The 19083-nt window shown below is 38.6% G+C and carries 21 protein-coding genes and 1 pseudogene; 10 read left to right on the forward strand and 12 right to left on the reverse strand.

Features of this window, described 5'->3' with window-relative positions; translation table 11 throughout:
* The first annotated feature begins 192 nt into the window (after window positions 1-192).
* Both J1G40_RS09615 and trhA read left to right on the forward strand, forming a co-directional pair.
* Window positions 193-1506 carry a hypothetical protein gene (locus J1G40_RS09615; RefSeq protein ID WP_265242417.1) on the forward strand — a complete coding sequence of 438 codons (1314 nt, stop codon included), beginning with the start codon at window positions 193-195 and terminating at the stop codon, window positions 1504-1506.
* A 58-nt stretch (window positions 1507-1564) separates the two neighbouring features.
* Window positions 1565-2197 (forward strand): PAQR family membrane homeostasis protein TrhA, encoded by a 633-nt coding sequence (trhA, locus tag J1G40_RS09620; protein WP_265242418.1) that lies wholly within the window; start codon window positions 1565-1567, stop codon window positions 2195-2197.
* Between the two features lie 67 nt (window positions 2198-2264).
* Here trhA and J1G40_RS09625 read toward each other — a convergent pair.
* Window positions 2265-2693, reverse strand: a pseudogene (locus tag J1G40_RS09625) (DUF4268 domain-containing protein).
* Entirely contained in the window at window positions 2694-3362 is a 669-nt protein-coding gene (locus J1G40_RS09630; RefSeq protein WP_265242419.1) for a ZIP family metal transporter, read from the reverse strand. It abuts the pseudogene before it with no gap.
* Between the two features lie 83 nt (window positions 3363-3445).
* Between J1G40_RS09630 and J1G40_RS09635 the strand changes: the two genes are divergently transcribed.
* Window positions 3446-4606 carry a THUMP domain-containing class I SAM-dependent RNA methyltransferase gene (locus J1G40_RS09635; RefSeq protein ID WP_265242420.1) on the forward strand — a complete coding sequence of 387 codons (1161 nt, stop codon included), beginning with the start codon at window positions 3446-3448 and terminating at the stop codon, window positions 4604-4606.
* Window positions 4607-4655: 49 nt separating this feature from the next.
* On the opposite strand, the gene J1G40_RS09640 is transcribed toward J1G40_RS09635, so the two are convergent.
* The 3 genes from J1G40_RS09640 to rlmD are packed head-to-tail and all read right to left on the reverse strand — an operon-like array spanning window position 4656 to window position 7385.
* Window positions 4656-5444, reverse strand: a complete 789-nt coding sequence (locus tag J1G40_RS09640) for a DUF6048 family protein (protein WP_265242421.1) — start codon at window positions 5442-5444, stop codon at window positions 4656-4658.
* Window positions 5425-5955 (reverse strand): DUF6452 family protein, encoded by a 531-nt coding sequence (locus tag J1G40_RS09645; RefSeq protein WP_265242422.1) that lies wholly within the window; start codon window positions 5953-5955, stop codon window positions 5425-5427. The genes J1G40_RS09640 and J1G40_RS09645 overlap by 20 nt, the downstream gene beginning before the upstream one ends.
* A 14-nt stretch (window positions 5956-5969) precedes the next feature.
* Entirely contained in the window at window positions 5970-7385 is a 1416-nt protein-coding gene (rlmD, locus tag J1G40_RS09650) for a 23S rRNA (uracil(1939)-C(5))-methyltransferase RlmD (RefSeq protein WP_265242423.1), read from the reverse strand.
* Window positions 7386-7503: 118 nt separating this feature from the next.
* On the opposite strand from rlmD, the gene J1G40_RS09655 reads away from it, so the two are divergent.
* The 3 genes from J1G40_RS09655 (at window position 7504) to rocD (ending at window position 9825) form a co-directional block, all read left to right on the forward strand.
* Window positions 7504-8049: an RNA polymerase sigma factor gene (locus tag J1G40_RS09655; protein WP_265242424.1), complete on the forward strand. Its 546-nt coding sequence runs from the start codon at window positions 7504-7506 to the stop codon at window positions 8047-8049.
* On the forward strand, window positions 8042-8425 hold the full coding sequence (locus J1G40_RS09660) for a DUF6768 family protein (protein WP_265242425.1): 384 nt from the start codon (window positions 8042-8044) through the stop codon (window positions 8423-8425). The genes J1G40_RS09655 and J1G40_RS09660 overlap by 8 nt, the downstream gene beginning before the upstream one ends.
* A 122-nt stretch (window positions 8426-8547) precedes the next feature.
* Window positions 8548-9825 (forward strand): ornithine--oxo-acid transaminase, encoded by a 1278-nt coding sequence (gene rocD, locus J1G40_RS09665; protein WP_265242426.1) that lies wholly within the window; start codon window positions 8548-8550, stop codon window positions 9823-9825.
* Window positions 9826-9985: 160 nt separating this feature from the next.
* Here rocD and rplS read toward each other — a convergent pair whose 3' ends face one another.
* From rplS to J1G40_RS09700, 7 genes are all read right to left on the reverse strand, one after another.
* Entirely contained in the window at window positions 9986-10336 is a 351-nt protein-coding gene (rplS, locus tag J1G40_RS09670; protein ID WP_265242427.1) for a 50S ribosomal protein L19, read from the reverse strand.
* Between the two features lie 135 nt (window positions 10337-10471).
* The gene (locus J1G40_RS09675; protein ID WP_265242428.1) at window positions 10472-10786 is read right to left on the reverse strand and encodes a hypothetical protein; all 315 of its coding nucleotides are present in this window, start codon (window positions 10784-10786) and stop codon (window positions 10472-10474) included.
* 10 nt (window positions 10787-10796) lie between these two features.
* The gene (trmD, locus tag J1G40_RS09680; RefSeq protein ID WP_265242651.1) at window positions 10797-11471 is read right to left on the reverse strand and encodes a tRNA (guanosine(37)-N1)-methyltransferase TrmD; all 675 of its coding nucleotides are present in this window, start codon (window positions 11469-11471) and stop codon (window positions 10797-10799) included.
* Window positions 11472-11497: 26 nt separating this feature from the next.
* Entirely contained in the window at window positions 11498-11941 is a 444-nt protein-coding gene (locus J1G40_RS09685) for a GNAT family N-acetyltransferase (protein ID WP_265242429.1), read from the reverse strand.
* Between the two features lie 36 nt (window positions 11942-11977).
* A complete protein-coding gene (locus tag J1G40_RS09690; RefSeq protein ID WP_265242430.1) occupies window positions 11978-12598 on the reverse strand; it encodes a tRNA (guanine-N1)-methyltransferase in 621 nt (206 codons plus the stop codon).
* A 146-nt stretch (window positions 12599-12744) separates the two neighbouring features.
* Entirely contained in the window at window positions 12745-14196 is a 1452-nt protein-coding gene (locus tag J1G40_RS09695) for a glyceraldehyde-3-phosphate dehydrogenase (protein WP_265242431.1), read from the reverse strand.
* 112 nt (window positions 14197-14308) lie between these two features.
* Entirely contained in the window at window positions 14309-15700 is a 1392-nt protein-coding gene (locus J1G40_RS09700; protein ID WP_265242432.1) for a trypsin-like peptidase domain-containing protein, read from the reverse strand.
* Between the two features lie 210 nt (window positions 15701-15910).
* Here J1G40_RS09700 and dapF point away from each other — a divergent pair, with 210 nt between their 5' ends.
* From dapF to J1G40_RS09720, 4 genes are all read left to right on the forward strand, one after another.
* Window positions 15911-16687, forward strand: coding sequence for a diaminopimelate epimerase (gene dapF / locus J1G40_RS09705; RefSeq protein WP_265242433.1), 777 nt, complete (start codon window positions 15911-15913; stop codon window positions 16685-16687).
* Window positions 16681-17205, forward strand: a complete 525-nt coding sequence (locus tag J1G40_RS09710; protein WP_265242434.1) for a GNAT family N-acetyltransferase — start codon at window positions 16681-16683, stop codon at window positions 17203-17205. Before dapF ends, J1G40_RS09710 begins: the two co-directional genes overlap by 7 nt.
* Window positions 17205-18248 (forward strand): endolytic transglycosylase MltG, encoded by a 1044-nt coding sequence (gene mltG, locus J1G40_RS09715; RefSeq protein WP_265242435.1) that lies wholly within the window; start codon window positions 17205-17207, stop codon window positions 18246-18248. The genes J1G40_RS09710 and mltG overlap by 1 nt, the downstream gene beginning before the upstream one ends.
* Before the next feature lie 148 nt (window positions 18249-18396).
* On the forward strand, window positions 18397-19029 hold the full coding sequence (locus J1G40_RS09720) for a hypothetical protein (protein ID WP_265242436.1): 633 nt from the start codon (window positions 18397-18399) through the stop codon (window positions 19027-19029).
* The last annotated feature ends 54 nt before the right edge of the window (window positions 19030-19083 follow it).

Below are 19083 nucleotides of genomic sequence, written 5' to 3' on the forward strand. Positions count from 1 at the left end.
CAGGGAAGTTAAGTCCGTCTGCGCCGATGGTACTGCTACACCAAGTGGGAGAGTAGGCCGCCGCCTTCTTCGAACCCTGAAGTAAACTCGTTTTATTTCAGGGTTTTTTTTTGCCTGAAATATAAGTCATTAACACGGCTCTACTCCTCTTCCTCTTTTCACTATATTTATCACAACCAAACCAGATGACTAATGAGTAATGATCCCAAAAACCAAAAATTTAAAAAGTGGTTAGATATTCTTCAACAAGAAAGCTGGCAGTTAGAACTAATTATCTCAGGTTTTGCCATTTACGGTTTGTTTATGGTCATAGAGCCCATTGAGGCCGCAAGTTTTGAAGCAGAAAATGATCAGAATTGGTATCGTATCTTAATCACTCAGGGCCTTTTGGTTTCCTGGTATATTCTCACTATAAACCTTATTATTCATGTCATCCTAAGGGGTTTATGGATTGGCGCAATTGGATTGCGGTATGTTTCGGGGGATATTGAATATGAAAAATTAAAATATAGCCCTAAATTCAATAAGCACTTACAAAAAAGAGTAGGTTCTTTTGATAATTATGTGGCTACCCTGGAAAAGTACTGCAGTATAATTTTTGCGGTTACATTTTTATTGGTCTTCTACCTACTGGGGCTTTTACTGATTGCCTTTATATTCGCTGTGATAGGCAATTGGATGGAAAATGATGCTATACCAGATTGGGCAAGAAATTGGGTGGCAATTCCTCTTATGATTTTCCTGGGCATAGGTACCTTTCTCACATTTATTGATTTTATTACCCAGGGCTGGCTGAAAAGGAAGAAATGGACCACCGTATTTTACTATCCGGTATATTGGATTTTTAAGTATCTGACCCTGTCATTTTTATATCGTCCAATGGTGTATAACTTTCTGGATACGAAATTTGGTAAACGCCTGAGCTTTATAATTGTTCCCCTTTATATTTTACTTACCATATTAGCCGGGACAGGTTTTAGTACCTCGAATTATCTGGATTCAGATCTCAATTCAAATAGCTATATAGCTAGTAAACAGAACTATACATCTCTACTTGAAGGGTCTAAAGATTTTGTGGACCGGGCTTCAATCCCTTCTAAAGTAATAGAAGAACCCTATCTGAATGTATTTATTGAATACGGAAGTTCCATAGAGGATGATGTCTTCTTTTTCAATGAAGATTTAAAACCAGAAGAAGATTTACGCGGGGTATATTCCACTTTTTCCTCAGGAACAGTTGATTGGTCAAAAAAGAGAGAAGGCCTCAAGTCTTATTTAGGTACATTAGAAGAAATGTATATCCTAAGTATTGATTCAACTGCATTTAAACCTACGTTTGTGCTCACCCAGAACCCTCAACAGCAAATTGGTTTTGAGACTTTTTTAGATTTAGCCGAAGTCCAAAAAGGGAAGCATGTCCTGAAAGTCGCAAGGAAAGATCATAGAAGAGATAGCGTTTATACCCGTACCATAATTAACATCCCCTTTTGGTACTATCCAAATTAACAGAAACATTTTATTGGGAAGTGAACATAAATGTACCTTTGAACAATAAGATGTTCTAATGAAATTAGAAGAATTTTATAGGAGTGAAGAAAAGTTAAATGCCCTTTCACATGCTGTCGGGGTACTACTGGCAATTAGTGGCGGGGTATTATTAATTCCCAAAGTGGGATTAAATGCTGGTTATGCCACCATTTCAGTAGTTGTTTACAGTGCTTCCCTGCTGTTATTATTCTCGGCTTCAACAATGTACCATGCTGTTAGTGTGCCGGTTGTAAAGAACCGCCTGCGTATACTGGACCATATCAGTATTTTTGCTTTAATAGCGGGCACTTATACTCCTGTAGCCCTAATTACCCTTATCAATGGAAATGGATGGGCCATCCTTTATACCGTCTGGGGAATTGCATTGTTTGGGACAGTATTTAAATTGTTCTATACCGGGAAGTTAGAATTCTTATCGTTGCTGCTCTATCTTGTTATGGGATGGCTAATTGTATTGGACCTTGAGAATTTGTTAGCACATACTTCAACCAGAGGTCTTTGGCTTTTGGCATTGGGCGGGGCCTTTTACACCCTTGGAATTTTCTTTTATGCCTTTAGAAGAATTCCATATAACCACCTGATATGGCATTTTTTTGTTTTAGGAGGGGCTATAAGCCATTGGTTGTATATTTACCTGGATGTGGTCTGATACTGTCCTAAAATCTGCTCTTTTAAGTTGAAATTGTCCTTCGCATTAGGACGGCCATAGATTATCTCTAAGAATCAATAACTTCCTTATACGTATCAAAGAATTGTTCAAATGCCATCATATTTTCATATAGGAAGAGCATTGTTTCCTGCCAGCTGTCCTTATTGTGAATTGAGACATTGTTCTTTTGTACATATATCCTTGAGATTTCCTTATCATTATCTAACTGTTAAGAATCATCGAAAATGGCTTTAGGCAGGAAGTCGGACATCAATATAGTCCTGAGCCCCATCAACTTGTCCCATAAATGAATTCTTTTCTCAAGATCTTCCATATCTACATCCAGGGCTACAATAGCCTTTCGTGTATCAAAATGAAATTTAAGGGAGAGCCCTTTAATTTTGGTATGGTACAATATCCATTTACGTGGGAAAGACTTCCCAAAGGAGGTCCAGAAATGCTGGCGTAATTGTTTTGAGGCTTCTTTACTAAACACCTAAAGAAAATATGCGATTAATACCCCCAAAACGATGACAAACAATTTTCTGAGTGTAAATTTATGTCCCTCCGAACTTTCAAACAAAATGACGGTCGAAATATGAAGAAATACACCTATCACTACTGCTGTTAGTGGAAGGTAAGAGCGATTAATAAATTCAGAATTTGCAGCAAGATACGTTCCCAGAGGGGTCATCAGCGCAAAAAATAACATAAATAGCACCGAGTGAATTAATTTAATGTTGGAGTTAATCAAAAAGATGCCCAGAATTAAAGCAATTGGTACCTTGTGTACAACTATCCCATAAATAATAGAGTTGTTGTCAGCTATAGGCATTCCTTCTAAGAGCGCATGTACAGACAAGCTAATTAACAACAGCCAGGGAAAACCTCTGTTTAAATCAATGTGAACATGTCCGTGTTCTGCCCCTTTGGAAAAGAATTCCAAAAACACCTGTAAAAGAATACCCAGCATTATAAAAACCCCTATAGTTTTGGTATCCGATTGGGTATAAACTGCCGGCAATAATTCAAAGAGGGTTAGCGCCAATAAGAATGCCCCGCTAAATGCCAGGAGCAAGCGGAGACCTTGCTGTTTCTTGGGCTTAAAAACCAGAACAAAACCAAAACTCAATAAGACGGCAAGGATCAATAAAAGATAGGTCATTAATCAGTAGCTATTCGGGAATATTCAATACGCATTCCGGGGGATAAAATTAGTGTATTTTTGTGGCATTATTAAGCATGATAATGAACTCAAATTATAAAATGGTTGCCAAAACCTTATTTGGCTTTGAACCCTTGCTTGCCAGGGAATTAAGAAACCTGGGAGCGGGCCATGTAAAGGAAGGGGTACGCAACGTTTCATTTGAGGGCGATGCCGGATTTATGTATAAGGCCAATCTGTGTCTTCGAACTGCTATAAAGATTTTAAAGCCCATACATTCATTTTACGTCAGAGATGAAAAGGACCTTTACCATAAAATCTATGGGATGGATTGGCAGGCGTATTTGGACCCGGATACCACCTTTGCCATAGATGCCATTGTTCATTCGGATACCTTTACACATTCTTTATATGTTTCACAAAAGGTAAAGGATGCAATTGTAGATAAATTCAGGGATCTTGAAGGCAAAAGGCCCAGTGTGGATATCCAGTCTCCTGATCTTGGTATAAACATTCATATTCATCGTAACCAATGTACAGTTTCACTTGATAGTTCTGGTAGTTCTCTGCATCAGAGAGGTTATAGGACAGCGACCAATATTGCGCCTATTAATGAGGTGCTTGCGGCTGGGATACTCTTGCACAGCGGCTGGGATGGAAGAACGGATTTTCTGGACCCCATGTGTGGCAGCGGGACATTTTTAATAGAGGCGGCAATGATCGCCTGTAATATCCCCGCAAATATCAACCGCCAGGAGTTCGCATTTCAAAAATGGAAAGACTATGATCAGGGCCTATTTGATATCATCAGAAATGCAAGTTTAAACAAGAGCCGGGAATTCCATCACAAAATAATAGGATATGACAAGGCACCTTCAGCGGTAAGAAAGGCAAAGGAAAATGTAGAAAATGCCGGGCTTTCGGACTATATCAGTATAGAACAGAAAGATTTTTTCAAATCTGAGAAATTTACCGAGGCACCTCTTCACCTGGTGTCTAACCCGCCTTATGGGGAGCGACTTACCATAGACATGGAATCGTTTTACAGCAGTATTGGGGATACCTTAAAACAATCTTATCCCGGTACTAATGCCTGGTTCATCACGGCAAATCTGGAGGCATTAAAATTTGTCGGGCTGCGTACCTCCCGAAAAATAAAACTGTTTAATGGGCGTCTGGAATCCAAATTGGTCTGCTACCAGATCTATGAAGGAAGTAAGAAAGGGAAATTTAATAAGAATTAGCTTTGAGATGAATTGCCCGTGGGAGGCAAAACATGCTATATAAATGCACCTATTGATCCGGAGAAGACACGCCATTTTTATTTGGCTTCTTTGCCTTTCTGTATAAAGGGAGGAAATAAGAGATAGAATAGTTATAGCCTACCCCAAACTTGCTTCCATCGGTAACCCTGTTAAAACCCGGAATCCAAAGATTTGGAAATTTATCCTCCTCTTTGTTGGTAATAATAAATCCGAGACGTACACTTGCTCCGAGGTAAAAGTTGGCAAACAATTCTGCTTTGGCTCCAAAAACAAATTCTAGCCAGGTAGTATTCAGGCCACTAAATTCCTCAGGGATGTTACTACCTTCTATAAAGTCATTTTCGCTCCAATATCTGTTGCTGTCATAGAAAGAGTAACTATTAAGGGTTTGGCTAAAACTACTGATGGCATAGCGACCTCCAATAAAGATAGAATTGTTCATGCCGTACCAATTGTTATAGGTGTTGTAGTCTACCCCCAATTTTAAATAACTTCCTGATGATGTAAAATTGTAAAGTGTAGCTATACTGCCACTTTCTTCATTACCCAGCTCTTCTTGCCTCGTCTTTTTTTCGTTGCCTATTTCAGCGGCGAGATACAATTTTTGCGTTAGTCTGTAATCCCCTACAAACTCTAACCCTGTATAATCTTCATTTAGAAACGAAACTAAAGGTCGGCTTAGGTCTATTCCTATCCTCAGGCCATAGGGCTCTTTATTCTCAAGGCTATCTTTTGGTATAGTGCCTGTGGTATCATCCTGGGCCGAACCAAGAAAATAACCTAGTAGAATACAACTGCTAATGAAATATCTTAACATGGGCACTATCTTGCTTTTGAATCAAGGATGAAATTAGTTCTATATTTTGGATCCAGTTTTCCGATTCCACGGTTAGCGTTTCTGTTAGTCCATCGTAATTGGCAACAAATCCACAGGCCTTGGAAATGAATACTTCATTGGTAGTGTAATTAAATGTAAGGGTGTCTATATTTCCAATTTCCAATTCATCTTCATCTTCAGAATCCCTGATCAGGAGATAACTGGTGCTGGCTTCATTTATCCGTAGTGGAAGGGCAATAGAATCTAAGGAACTTCTGTCGTTAATAGTATTTACAGTACTGGCCTGCCCTAGTCCGACTACTCGTAAACTGGGCACTTCTTTTAGTGCCGTTGGGTTCTCAGAATCGTAAAATCTTATTATTAAGAGGGGGGTATCCCCGTCAACACATATATCATCTTTTTCACAGTGGGTAAGAAGTAAGGCTAATGTAAAAGCGAAGCCCGTAAAAATTAATCTTTTCAGGGGAATTATTTTCGATCTAAACTTCATACACTAATTAATTCTTAATGGCTTCTCAATTTCAAAAGTACAACATTTTCAACGTGATGTGTCTGTGGAAACATATCTACTGCCTGAGTTTTTTCAATAACGTATTTATTTTTCATCAGTTCCAAATCTCTGGCCTGGGTTGCACTATTACAACTGACATAAACAACTTTTGAAGGTGCAATATTTAAGATTTGTTGCACAACGTCCTTGTGCATGCCATCTCGTGGTGGATCAGTAATTATAATATCCGGAGAACCATTTTTGCTGATAAAATCTGGAGTAAAAATGTTTTTCATGTCCCCAACATAGAATTCCGCATTTTTGATCCCATTAAGGATGGCATTTTCTCTTGCTGCACTTACCGCATCAGCTACAGATTCTATCCCAATAACCTTCCTGGCACTTTTTGATACAAACTGTGCTATGGTTCCAGTACCCGTATAGAGGTCGTACACCAGTTCTTTCCCGGTTAGCGCCGCATATTTCCTTACAATTTTATAGAGCTCATAAGCCTGTTCAGAATTGGTTTGATAAAAAGATTTGGCGGTGATCTTAAACCTGAGTCCTTCCATTTCTTCGTAAATATGATCATTACCAGAGTAACAGCGTATTTCCTGATCGTAAATAGTATCGTTCTGTTTGGTATTGATTACATATAGCAAAGATGAGATTTCTGGAAATGTTTGTTTAAGGTATTCTAACAGCAGATTGCGTTGAATCTCATTATCCTCAAAAAATTGCAACAAGACCATTACTTCATTTGTAGAAGATGTTCTTATCATCAGTGTACGCAGGGTACCTTTTTGTTTTCTGGGATTAAAAAAGGTGATACCCTTTTCAATAGCATAAGATCTAGTTGCTAACCTGATGGCATTTGAGGGCTCTTTTTGCAAATGACATTTTTCAATGTTTAAGATCTTGTCCCACATCCCCGGGATATGGAAGCCCAGGGCATTCTTATCCGTAATTTGTTCCTCAGAATTAATTTCTTCCTCGGTTAGCCACCTGCTATCGGAAAATGAGAATTCCATTTTATTCCTGTATAGATAGTGGTCATTACATCCGAGAATTGGAGTTACCTCCGGGAGTTCTAAATGCCCTATTCGCTGTAAATTATTTGTTACCTCCTTTTGTTTGTAATGTAATTGATGTTCATAGCCCATATGCTGCCATTTACAGCCCCCGCAAACTCCAAAGTGCTGGCATACGGGACTAACTCTCTTGTCTGAAAGTTTGTGAAATTTTATGGCAACACCTTCAAAATAGGCCCGACGTTTTTTAGTAGTTCTTATGTCTACCACATCGCCCGGAACGGCATTGGAAAGAAAAATTACCCTGCCATCCGGAGCTTTTGCAATGGTTTTTCCTTTGGCCCCTGCGTCAAGAACTTCTATCTGTTCAAAAACTTTTGGCTCCCTTTTTTTTCGCATAGCGCAAATGTACTATTAAAGCAGAACCTATAATCTTATCTTTAAAGGATTAGTGCTAAAAAAAAATTAAAATATTGAACTTTTTAGAGTTTTAACTGTCTAGAAGGTAGAATCTATAATGGGCGACACCAAGAAAATATTCGATGCACTATTGATACTGCAGTATCAATCCGGAAATAAAAAGGCGCTTTCCATTCTGGTTAACAGGCATCATCCCAGGCTGTGCAAACACGCTTATTGGTATACACATGATATGGATGCTGCCAGGGATATAGTTCAGGACAGCTGGAGTGTAATCCTAAAAAAGATAGGCACTCTGAGAGATCCAAACGTATTTGGTAGTTGGTCGATGCGGATAGTTACCCGGAAATCTCTTGATTATCTCAACAAGAATAAAAGGGAGCGCGATAAACTAAAAAGTATAACAAGAGATACCAATGAGGATAATTTGGACAACAGGGCTTCTGATCTGGAGAGGCTGAAAGTGGTTATGAAAACTCTTCCTCAGGATCATAGACAGGTATTGCGCTTATTTTATACCGAAGAATATTCACTGAAAGAGATAAGTGATATTTTGGGAATAGCCACTGGTACAGTTAAATCAAGATTGTTCCACGCAAGGGAAAAATTAAAAACAATTTTAAAGAATAGAAATTATGAATAATAAAGAAAAGATTGATGATTTAATAAAAGAGACGCTAAGTGCAGAAGAAGCCCAATTTTATGATGAATTGGAGGAGCAGAACATTATAGGGAAAATGGGGGAGGTGTATAAAGGAAAATTTGGATGGTTGGCTGTAATTATGAATATTATTACTCTTGCAGCTTTCATTTTAATGGTTTACTGTATTTTCCAATTTTTTAATACTCAGGAGACTAATGAACTCATAAAATGGAGTTCAGGGGCATTCTTATGTATGATTGTTATGGGAATGCTTAAACTATTTGTATGGTTGCAAATGGACAAAAATGATATTTTACGGGAATTAAAACGTCTTGAATTGCAGCTCGCCACGCTTATGTCTAGAATAGATAAATAAGGATCGTAATCCTTGGAAAGTTTTAGGAATTGGCCGAATATTTGTAATTTAGCAGCTCTGCATAGGATGATTTCTCTCCCAAAGAAGGAATTGCTAAAGTTGTATTTAAAGTATTGAAAATCATGTCAGTTTTGGAAAGAATTACTTCTGAAGATGCCATCGCATTGGAGAAAAAGTATGGAGCACAGAACTATCATCCACTGCCAGTAGTTTTGAGTAGGGGTGAAGGTGTATTTGTTTGGGATGTTGAAGGAAAGAAATATTACGATTTCCTTTCGGCATATTCTGCTATGAACCAGGGCCATTGTCATCCAAAAATTATTGCCGCTTTAAAACAGCAGGCCGAAAATCTTACTCTTACCTCAAGGGCATTCTATAATGATATGCTTGGGATATATGAGAAATATGTCACAGAATTCTTTGGGTTCGATAAAGTTTTACCAATGAATACGGGCGCTGAAGCCGTTGAAACTGCTATTAAACTAGCAAGAAAATGGGGGTACGAGAAAAAAGGGATCCACAGTAATCAGGCTAAGATTATTGTTTGCCAAAATAACTTTCACGGTAGAACAATTACAATTATCTCGGCCTCAAATGATCCTATTGCAACAGAGAATTTCGGCCCGTATACACCAGGGATTATCTCGATAAGATATAACGATATAAATGCATTGCGCGAGGTACTTCAGGATGAAAATGTCGCCGCTTTTCTGGTGGAACCTATCCAGGGAGAGGCCGGAGTATATGTGCCGGATGATGATTATATCAAAGAAGCCTATAGCCTGTGTAAGGAAAAGAATGTTTTGTTTATAGCAGATGAGGTACAAACAGGCATAGCAAGAACAGGCAGATTACTGGCCAGCTGTGGCAATTGCTCCTGCGCAGACAAAAATTGCAGTGGCACACCAGAAGTTAAACCCGATATTCTGATATTGGGAAAAGCCATTTCCGGCGGGGTCTTACCTGTATCGGCAGTTTTGGCAAATGATGATATAATGGAGGTAATACGGCCTGGGAATCACGGCTCTACTTTTGGCGGCAATCCGCTGTCATGTGCTGTGGCTATGGCCGCTTTAGAAGTAGTTAGAGAAGAACGCCTTGCTGAAAATGCCGACTATCTGGGGCAAATATTCAGAGACAGAATGGAGGGGTTAATAGAGAAAACTTCCCTGGTAAATTTGGTGCGTGGCAAAGGATTATTGAATGCCATTGTTATTAATGATACTGAAGATAGTTCTACAGCATGGGATATATGTATGGCATTAAAAGAAAACGGACTACTTGCCAAGCCTACCCATGGCAATATTATTAGATTTGCGCCGCCTCTTGTTATGACAGAGGAGGAAATGTTAGATTGTATTTCAATCATCGAAAAGACCTTGATGGAATTCGATAACTAATAAAAATTATTTTAGATAGTAAAAAAGTGGTGTTATAGAACACCACTTTTTTTTTCAATTAAATTAAGGTCGAATTAGGACCTGAACCGGGAATATCAACACCAAGACAAAAAAAACCCCGGTATTCATACCAGGGTTCTGTTTGTTTATAGGATAAAGTTTACGATCTAACTTCCTTGATCCTGGCCTTTTTACCTGTAAGGCCTCTAAAGTAAAATATACGTGCTCTACGTACTTTACCTTTCTTGTTAATCTCAATTTTTTGAAGCGCAGGCATATTAATTGGAAAAATACGCTCAACACCAATAGTTCCGGACATTTTACGGATAGTGAAAGTTTCCGTGGCACCTGTTCCTCTTCTTTGTATTACAACTCCTTTAAAGAACTGTGTACGAGTTTTTTCACCTTCTTTAATCTCGTAATACACTGTGATGGTATCACCAGCAGAGAAATCAGGAAATTCCTTTTTAGATACAAATTCGTTTTCAACAAATTTTACTAAAGATTCCATTTATTTTAGTTTATGGTTTTATAAAACCAACATTCACGCATCTCGTCAGAGGTTGATTTTAATCGACTGCAAAATTAACTATTAATTACTTATCTACAAGAAAAATTGCAAGTAATATTTATAGTAATACGAGTTTTACTTTCTTGTGGCAGACCAATTTAGGGCCAGAAATAACAATCCAATTCCAAATAATAAATAGGACAACGAATTAAGTGTGGAAATTATCCCCTGGTTTTTAATCAGGGCTTCTGCACTTTTATTAGCAGAAATGATATTCACAAGAAATCCAAAAACTGTAAAAATCACAGATAATATCATGCCTGCCGTCATCAGACCGGCCGCTATTGATCTTTGTTTTATAAGTAACATAATACAGGCAATGAGCACAGTGAGTTGCCCTAAAAAAGAAACGATGGGTGCTATAAAATGGTAAGCCGGAAGGTTTTGCATTTATGAGTCATTAATCCAGTAAATCTGGTCTTAGTTTTTCTGTCCTTGCCTGAGCTTGCTCTTCCCGCCATTTCTCTATCTCAGGAAAATTTCCACCCAGCAGTACTTTGGGCACTTTTAACCCTTTGTATTCCCTTGGTCTGGTATAAACCGGAGGGGCCAGAAGATTATCCTGAAATGTATCGGTAAGGGCAGAAGTTTCATCATTAAGTACTCCGGGCAAAAGTCTGATAATGGTATCGCATAATACAGCTGCCCCTAACTCTCCTCCGGATAAAACATAATCACCAATAGATATTTCCTTTGTTATGAGGGTATCCCTGACACGCTGATCTACTCCTTTGTAATGTCCGCATAGCAGGATCATATTCTTATTAAGAGACAAGGTATTGGCGGTTTTCTGATTAAGGGTCTCGCCATCTGGTGTCAGGTAAATAATTTCGTCGTAATCCCTTTCCGATTTCAGTTGGGAGATGCATTTATCTATAGGAGCAATCATAAGAACCATCCCGGCACCTCCACCGAATTGGTAGTCGTCTACCTGATTGTAGCTCAAATCTGTATAATCCCTTAGGTTGTGCAGATGTACCTCTACCAATCCCTTTTCTATCGCTCTTTTTAAAATTGAGGCTTCAAACGGGCTTTTAAGAAGTTCCGGTAAAACGGTAATTATGTCTATTCGCATCATCTGTTAACTAGGCATAGAGGCAATTAATCTGCTTTCCAAAAGTAGTGAAAACAATGAGAATCTCTCTTCCAATCAAGCCGTTCATATAGTTGTTGAGCAGGATTGTCAATTGCGGTTTCCAAAGCCAAGCCTTTATAGCCCATCTCCTTACAATGTGCCTTGGCCCGGTTCAAAAGCGCTTCCCCAACTCCTTTATTTCTCGCATTTTCAGATACATATAAGTCGTTCAATATAAAAACGGGTGCCATGCTCACCGACGAAAAGGTGGCATAAAGTAAGGTAAACCCTATTGGGATTTCATTTTCATAGGCAAGGAAAACCGTAGCCTCCTTTTTCATTAAGCGATTCAAAAGATATATTCTGGCCGCAACTATATCTGACGGTTGTTTGTAAAAGGTACGGTAGGCATCAAATAAGGGGGTAAGCTGATCTATTTGCTCTTCTGTTGCCCTTGTTACTTTAATCATTATTGCTGCTAAAAAAAGCCCCCGAAGGAGCTTTTGTTATTTAGATTTCTTATATCTGTTGATCTCGTCCTGGAGTTGCCTGCTAATCCTTTGTTCCCTCTCAAGAGCCCTTCGCCTGTGATCTTCATATTCTGTTTCCAATTCTGAAAGATTAGACTTAGCTATTTGGGTTAGGATATTACTTCTTCTGAATCTAAAGATGAATAGAAGCAATAAAGCCAGTAACCCTGCGATTATCGTCCATAAAATAAAATTATAAGTGGCTTTAGAGACCAACATACCTAAAAACGACATGCTGTCTTTTTCTTCAGTAACGGAATTCAGGGAATTGGTCGTTTCTTCCAATTTTTTGTTGAGATCTGTAATTGTGGATTCATGTCCGGATATTGTAGCATTTAGTTGGACAGCTTTTGCGTTGGCAGCATTAATGGTATCCAAGACATTTTGCCTCAATTTATCCAGATTCAGGGTGCGTACCACTTCGTAGCGCTTACCTTCAGCCCTGTAATTGCCAGACTTCTTATAGACAAATTCAAACTGATTATTGATAGTCCCTTTATCAAGTGATAGTTCTTCCTGAGCTGTATCTTGTTGGCCAAATTGTAGGTTGCAACTAAACAAGGCAATTGCAAATAATAGTATTCTAAAACCTTTCATTCCAGATAGTTCTTAGTATTAATAATGATTTAGAGAGGAGATCAAAAGTACTTCAATAATATTAATTAGGAAAAAAAATTGACCATAACGTTACTCTATTTCCTAAAAATAAAAAAAGACGATTTTTTTTGTAAAGAATTTCTACCTTAATAATAGGTGAACCTTCTGACTTTTGCGATGTACTTGGCCAATCTGATCACCTGATGCGAATATCCATATTCATTATCATACCAGACATATAGCACAAGATTTTTGCCATCCGGAGCAACAATTGTTGCATTACTGTCATAAATTGCAGGGGCTGATGTCCCGATAATATCAGAGGACACTAATTCATTACTCAACGAATATTTAATTTGTTCCACGAGGTCGCCTTCAAGGGCATATTTCTTAATTATGGTATTGATAGCTTCTTTTGAAGTTTTATTATTTACTTCCAAATTTAGGATTGCCAGGGATCCATTGGGCACTGGCACCCTAATAGCGTTAGAGGTGAGTTTACCTTCAAGGGCAGGCAGCGCTTTGGAAACCGCTTTTCCTGCGCCCGTCTCTGTGATAACCATATTTAAGGCAGCTGCACGTCCCCTCCTGTATTTCTTGTGCATATTATCTACAAGGTTCTGATCGTTGGTATAAGCATGGATGGTTTCCAGATGCCCTTTTTTAATACCCAATGAATCATCTACCACTTTCAGGATTGGCGTAATGGCATTGGTAGTGCAGGATGCGGCCGAATAAAGTTTTGTTTTGTCCGGGTTAAATTCATGCTGATTTACCCCATGTACAATATTGGGTACTCCTATCCCTGGTGCCGTCAGTAAAACATGTGATGCACCTTTGGCTTGAAGATGCCTCCCCAGCGCTTTCTTATCCCGAAAAGCACCGGTATTGTCAATGACCAGAGCATCAGTTATGCCGTATTTACTATAATCTACCTCCTCGGGTTGGTCTGCGCTGATAAGATGTACCGTAGTTCCATTTATTAAGAGGGCCTTATTTTCAACATCGCTATCCACGGTACCCATGAACTGGCCATGAACAGAATCTATCTGGAGCAAAGTGGCCCTTTTTTCAATAATATCAGCATTGAGTTCACCCCGGGTAACAATGGCTCTTAACCTAAGTTGGTTGCCCTTACCGGTTTTTGCCATAAGTTCCCGGGCCAGTAACCTTCCTATTCTTCCGAAACCATATAATACCACATCCCTGGGCTGAATTTCTTTAGAATTATTGGCGCCTTTTAGTTTATCTATTACAAAGGCCTTTACATTTTGATAAACATTATTATCGTCAGAATGGTATTCATACGTAAGTTTACCTATATCCAATTTAGACGGAGGGAGTGGAATGTCGTTAATTGCCCTCAATATTTCAACAGAGTCAAAGATAGATATGGGTTTTTGTACAAACTCGCCCGCGTATTCGTGTAAATTGATGATATCACTGACATTTTTGTCAATAATTTGATTTTTAAAAAGGACCACCTCTATAGATTTATCGTACCAAAGATCACTTATGATCTTAATAAACTCGGTAGTTGCTTTTCTTCGGTCTGCCTGAAAGGCAAGTTCCTTTTCATAGGATGTATTGGAGCTCATTCTTGTTTTTTCTTTTTGCAAAATTATATATTTCAAACGTTTTCGCACAAGTTTTCTGTAAATAAAAAAGCACCCCGTAATGAGGTGCTTTGTACATCTTTGTGACTATTAATTATTGAAATATGAAGCGTTCCTTTTCCCCGTCTTTGGAGATGACTGTAATACTGGTTCTGCCATATCGGGAGATCTTGGCAAATAGTTTTCTTGCATCTTCAATATTTTCTACTTCCTGATCATCCACTGCAATAATTACCTTGTCATCTAATGGATATCCTCTGTAAGATTCAGGAACCCCGGTAATTTTTACTCCCTTTTTGGTTTTATAATATTTCTTCTCGTCTTCATTGAGGTTTTTAACTACTATCCCCATAACAGGAAGAACAAGAGATTGTCTTTCTTTTAAAGTAACCGGAATCGTCATTTGGTCTCCATCCCTTTCAATAGCTAGACTGACTTCATCTCCGGGTCTCTTGGTAGAAAGATATCCGGTGAGGTCTGCAAACTTCTTTACCTTAATATTATCTACTTGTTTTATAATGTCACCAGATTGTATATTGGCATCTTCCGCACCAGAATCCTCTGCCACAATATCTACATATACTCCCTGGATTTCACTTATACCTTTTTCCCTTGCATAGGGGGTATTAACATTTATGCTGTTAATGCCCAGTATTCCTTTTTGGACCATTCCAAACTCCATAATGTCTTCAACAACTTTCTTGGCAATATTACTGGGTACGGCAAAAGAGTAGCCTACATAGGAGCCGGTCTGTGAGGTGATAGCAGTATTAATTCCTATTAAATCTCCATTGGTATTGACAAGTGCCCCACCACTGTTTCCCGGGTTTACTGCGGCATCGGTCTGAATAAAAGACTGATCTACCCTGGCCAGCGCCCGTGCCTTGGCACTAACAATACCCGCTGTCACGGTAGAGGTAAGGTTAAAGGGGTTGCCTACTGCCAGTACCCATTCCCCGATTTTTATATGGTCAGAATCTCCAAAGGCCAGATAAGGTAATCCTTTATCGGTTTCAATCTTTATAAGGGCAATATCTGTATTTGGATCCGTACCAACCACTTCTGCATCGTAAGTTCTGTTGTTGTTAAGTGTCACTTTTAACTGATTGGCCTTTGCGATAACATGGTTGTTGGTGACAATATAACCATCTGGCGAGATGATAACTCCTGAACCCGTTCCTACTTGAGGTCGCTGAGCGCTTTCCGAACCATAGAAGAATTCGGCCAGGCTACTCCGACCCTTGCTCATGGTCACATTTTTTACATGCACTACGGCATTTACGGTAGTTTCTGCAGCATTGGTAAAGTCTACCTCATTAATGCCTGCTCCTTTAAATGAAGTAGGGGTACTACTTGTTTTGAAAACCGGCATCTGATCATTTGCCGTAACCACGTAGTTGGGTTGTTCAAAGAACAATTTATACGCCCCTAATGTCAAAGCTCCAGCGAATAGGGCCACTAAAAACAGGCTGGCAATTCTTTTCATAAAGATTAAAATTTTAATTAATTCAATGTAAATTTAACAGAATACTGCTTTAATTTATTTGGCTTTAACTACTTTTTAACTGCTAAAATTACCTTAAAAAATCTGACATGGCAATTTTTTAAAATCGGATGGTACCACTAGCTGTTTTCATTCATCTGACTACTTATTTCTAATCTTCTAAACACTTATCTTTGTACATTAATAATTATAATGCGATTATCTTTTTATAAATATCAGGGTACGGGGAACGACTTTATTCTAGTAGACAATCGGGAAGATGTCTTCCCTAAAAGCAATACTGAATTGGTGGCTAAGTTATGCTCACGCAGAATGGGTATAGGCGCTGATGGACTGATTTTATTGGAAAATGATCCTACATCAGATTTTAAAATGATCTATTTTAACGCTGATGGCCGAGAAGGAAGTATGTGTGGTAACGGAGGAAGATGTATTGTAGCATTTGCAGAGTTCCTTGGGATTATAGCAAAGGAAACCACCTTTTTGGCGACAGATGGTGAGCACTTTGCCCGTATCAACAATGATATAGTAGAACTTCATATGGCAGATGTAGAGGAAATTCGTGAAAAACCCAATGCCATTACTTTAAATACAGGTTCTCCCCATCATGTACAGATAGTTCCGCAATTAGAACAATACGATGTCGTAAAAGAAGGAGCTAAACTCAGATATGGACTCTATGGTGAAAGTGGGAGCAATATTAATTTTGTTGAGCAGTTGGACGATGCAACTTTTTATGTAAGAACCTATGAACGCGGAGTAGAGAATGAAACGCTTTCCTGTGGCACTGGCGTTACTGCGGTAGCACTTGCAATGCATCATTCAGGGATTACCGCCAATAAAGAAATTAAAGTTAAAACCCCGGGGGGAGACTTAACAATTTCGTTTCAAAAGAGTGATGGAAAATATTGTGATGTTTATTTAACAGGACCTGCTCAGCAGGTCTATAAAGGGGAAATCACATGTTGAGTTTAACGGGGGATAAGATTAAATTGCGCGCCTTGGAAGCAGAAGATCTTAATTTTCTGTATGAGCTCGAGAACAATCCGGATATATGGGAGATTAGCGGAACCATTACCCCATATTCCAAACATGTGCTTAAACTTTACCTGGAGAATGCATACAGAGATATTTATGAAGTTAAACAACTCCGACTGTGTATTTGTACCAAAGATGAAGAAACGGTCGGACTTATAGATCTTTTCGATTTTGATCCGAAAAATAGGAGAGCAGGAATTGGTATTGTTGTTTTGGAGGCAGAGTATCGCAATCAGGGAATTGGAAGAGAAGCCATTGAATTAGTATGTAAATACGCATTTACAGTACTGAATATCAGACAATTGTATGCAAATGTTGGGGAAGAAAATAGCGCAAGCCTTCACCTTTTTAAGAAAATTGGATTCGAAATAGTCGGGGTCAAAAAAGACTGGATACTTTCTGGGGGCAACTTTAAGAATGAAGTACTTTTACAAAAGATAAATAATTAATGTATATCAAAAAGATTTTATTAGCCGTAATACTCGTCGGCCTTCTTATTGCCGCAGCCTTTGCCTATATGGTATACAGTACTTTTTTTGTTCCTAATACGGCATTTAACAATGAAACTGCCTATGTATATGTAGCATCTGATGCTTCCATATTGGAATTAAAAGAACAGTTGCAACCTTTATTGAAGGATGTTGATGCTTTTGAGACCGTAGCAGACCGTAAAAAGTACTCCAGCAATATTAAAGGAGGAAAATATGCCTTGAGAAAAGGAATGAATAACAATGATATTGTTAATACCTTAAGGAGTCAGAACCTTCCGGTTAAAGTTTCATTTAACAATCAGGAGACCCTGGCAGACCTGGCAGGAAGAATAAGTGCGCAGATAGAAGCAGATAGCCTGGCGCTCTTAGAGGCTTTTAATAATGCTGATTTTTTAAAGGAAAGCAATCTGGATGATAACACTAAACTTGGGGTGTATTTGCCTAATAGTTATGAATTCTTTTGGAATACCGGGGCAACAGAATTTCGAGACAGAATGTTGAAAGAATACAATAGGTTCTGGAATGATGAACGGCTGCAAAAAGCCAGAACCAGGGGGCTGAAGCCAATGGAGGTTATTTCTCTTGCGGCTATTGTACATAAGGAAACAGCAAAAGTTGATGAACGCCCACGTGTTGCTGGTTTGTATTTAAACAGGTTGAAAAAAAATATGTTATTGCAGGCAGATCCTACGGTTATTTATGCCATAAAGAGGCATACGGGCGACTTTGATACTGTTATCAAAAGGGTATTATACAAGGATTTGGAATTGGATTCTCCTTACAACACCTATAAATATGCAGGCGTACCCCCCGGCCCAATTACTATGCCCGATATTTCTGCAATAGATGCCGTCTTAAATCCCGAAAACCATGATTATCTATACATGGTTGCCAATATTGAGAATTTTGGTTACCATAAATTTGCTGAATCTCTTGCGCAGCACAACCGGAATAAAGTGCAATACGTCAGATGGATAAATCAACAGAAAATCAGCAGATAGGCCATTTATCCATATTTTCCTACAATTTGACAAATACCCTCCTATTTTAAGAAAATCTTGGGTTTTTTGCACCTTATCTGCCGTATCTTTGACCCTTGAAATTTAAGCAGGCCTTTTTAAGGGTTGTCAGTCTTAGAAAATCACATATATGAAAAGGTGGATAAACATTTTTTGTCCTCTTATCATGCTCTTTATTTTAATGAGTTTTGGATTTAAAACCGCCACAATTGTGGAGGTTCCTGAAACCCTTAAAGTAAATAAACCTACTCCGGTTTTGTTCCCCAAAAACAAAACCACTTTTAAACCCGCTATGGCGGTACCTCCCTTTTTGGGAAGTTCTTATATTGGATTTAAGGAAGCCCTTGCATTTAAAGAATCACAGGGCAACTATTTTATTACCAATACATTAGGGTATTTAGGTAAATACCAGTTTGGAATTGGTACACTCCAGTTAATGGGGGTTTATAATGCTACACAATTTCTAAATGACCCCATGTTACAGGAAAAAGTATTCCTGACCAACGTGGCGAGGAATAAATGGATACTCAGAAGGGATATTGAAAGATACGTAGGTAAAAACATTAGAGGCATAGAAATAACCGAATCCGGAATTTTGGCGGCCGCGCACCTGGCTGGAGCGGGCAATGTTAAAAAGTACCTTCGTTCCTATGGTAATCTGGATGTTAAGGATGCCTATGGCACCAGCATTTCTAATTATCTAAAGAAGTTTAGAGGCTATGATATTTCTGTGGTTACTCCTAAAAGAAACCCCAAGATTTAAGAATATATACTATATGGAAGAAAAGGCCCTGTGTCCCCTGTTTAATACAGGGAA

The sequence above is a fragment of the Muriicola sp. Z0-33 genome, from assembly GCF_026126425.1.
Classification (GTDB): Bacteria; Bacteroidota; Bacteroidia; order Flavobacteriales; family Flavobacteriaceae; genus JAFMPW01.

Bases quoted from the DNA above. Each gene is read 5' to 3' on its own strand.
- J1G40_RS09685 (WP_265242429.1), bottom strand. From the start codon at position 11,941: ATGATTAAAGTAACAAGGGCAACAGAAGAGCAAATAGATCAGCTTACC.
- rplS (WP_265242427.1), bottom strand. From the start codon at position 10,336: ATGGAATCTTTAGTAAAATTTGTTGAAAACGAATTTGTATCTAAAAAG.
- trhA (WP_265242418.1), top strand. From the start codon at position 1,565: ATGAAATTAGAAGAATTTTATAGGAGTGAAGAAAAGTTAAATGCCCTT.
- J1G40_RS09645 (WP_265242422.1), bottom strand. From the start codon at position 5,955: ATGAAGTTTAGATCGAAAATAATTCCCCTGAAAAGATTAATTTTTACG.
- J1G40_RS09615 (WP_265242417.1), top strand. From the start codon at position 193: ATGAGTAATGATCCCAAAAACCAAAAATTTAAAAAGTGGTTAGATATT.
- J1G40_RS09660 (WP_265242425.1), top strand. From the start codon at position 8,042: ATGAATAATAAAGAAAAGATTGATGATTTAATAAAAGAGACGCTAAGT.
- trmD (WP_265242651.1), bottom strand. From the start codon at position 11,471: ATGCGAATAGACATAATTACCGTTTTACCGGAACTTCTTAAAAGCCCG.
- J1G40_RS09720 (WP_265242436.1), top strand. From the start codon at position 18,397: ATGAAAAGGTGGATAAACATTTTTTGTCCTCTTATCATGCTCTTTATT.
- rocD (WP_265242426.1), top strand. From the start codon at position 8,548: ATGTCAGTTTTGGAAAGAATTACTTCTGAAGATGCCATCGCATTGGAG.
- mltG (WP_265242435.1), top strand. From the start codon at position 17,205: ATGTATATCAAAAAGATTTTATTAGCCGTAATACTCGTCGGCCTTCTT.
- J1G40_RS09635 (WP_265242420.1), top strand. From the start codon at position 3,446: ATGAACTCAAATTATAAAATGGTTGCCAAAACCTTATTTGGCTTTGAA.
- rlmD (WP_265242423.1), bottom strand. From the start codon at position 7,385: ATGCGAAAAAAAAGGGAGCCAAAAGTTTTTGAACAGATAGAAGTTCTT.
- J1G40_RS09655 (WP_265242424.1), top strand. From the start codon at position 7,504: ATGGGCGACACCAAGAAAATATTCGATGCACTATTGATACTGCAGTAT.
- J1G40_RS09695 (WP_265242431.1), bottom strand. From the start codon at position 14,196: ATGAGCTCCAATACATCCTATGAAAAGGAACTTGCCTTTCAGGCAGAC.
- J1G40_RS09630 (WP_265242419.1), bottom strand. From the start codon at position 3,362: ATGACCTATCTTTTATTGATCCTTGCCGTCTTATTGAGTTTTGGTTTT.
- J1G40_RS09700 (WP_265242432.1), bottom strand. From the start codon at position 15,700: ATGAAAAGAATTGCCAGCCTGTTTTTAGTGGCCCTATTCGCTGGAGCT.
- J1G40_RS09675 (WP_265242428.1), bottom strand. From the start codon at position 10,786: ATGCAAAACCTTCCGGCTTACCATTTTATAGCACCCATCGTTTCTTTT.
- J1G40_RS09690 (WP_265242430.1), bottom strand. From the start codon at position 12,598: ATGAAAGGTTTTAGAATACTATTATTTGCAATTGCCTTGTTTAGTTGC.
- J1G40_RS09640 (WP_265242421.1), bottom strand. From the start codon at position 5,444: ATGTTAAGATATTTCATTAGCAGTTGTATTCTACTAGGTTATTTTCTT.
- J1G40_RS09710 (WP_265242434.1), top strand. From the start codon at position 16,681: ATGTTGAGTTTAACGGGGGATAAGATTAAATTGCGCGCCTTGGAAGCA.
- dapF (WP_265242433.1), top strand. From the start codon at position 15,911: ATGCGATTATCTTTTTATAAATATCAGGGTACGGGGAACGACTTTATT.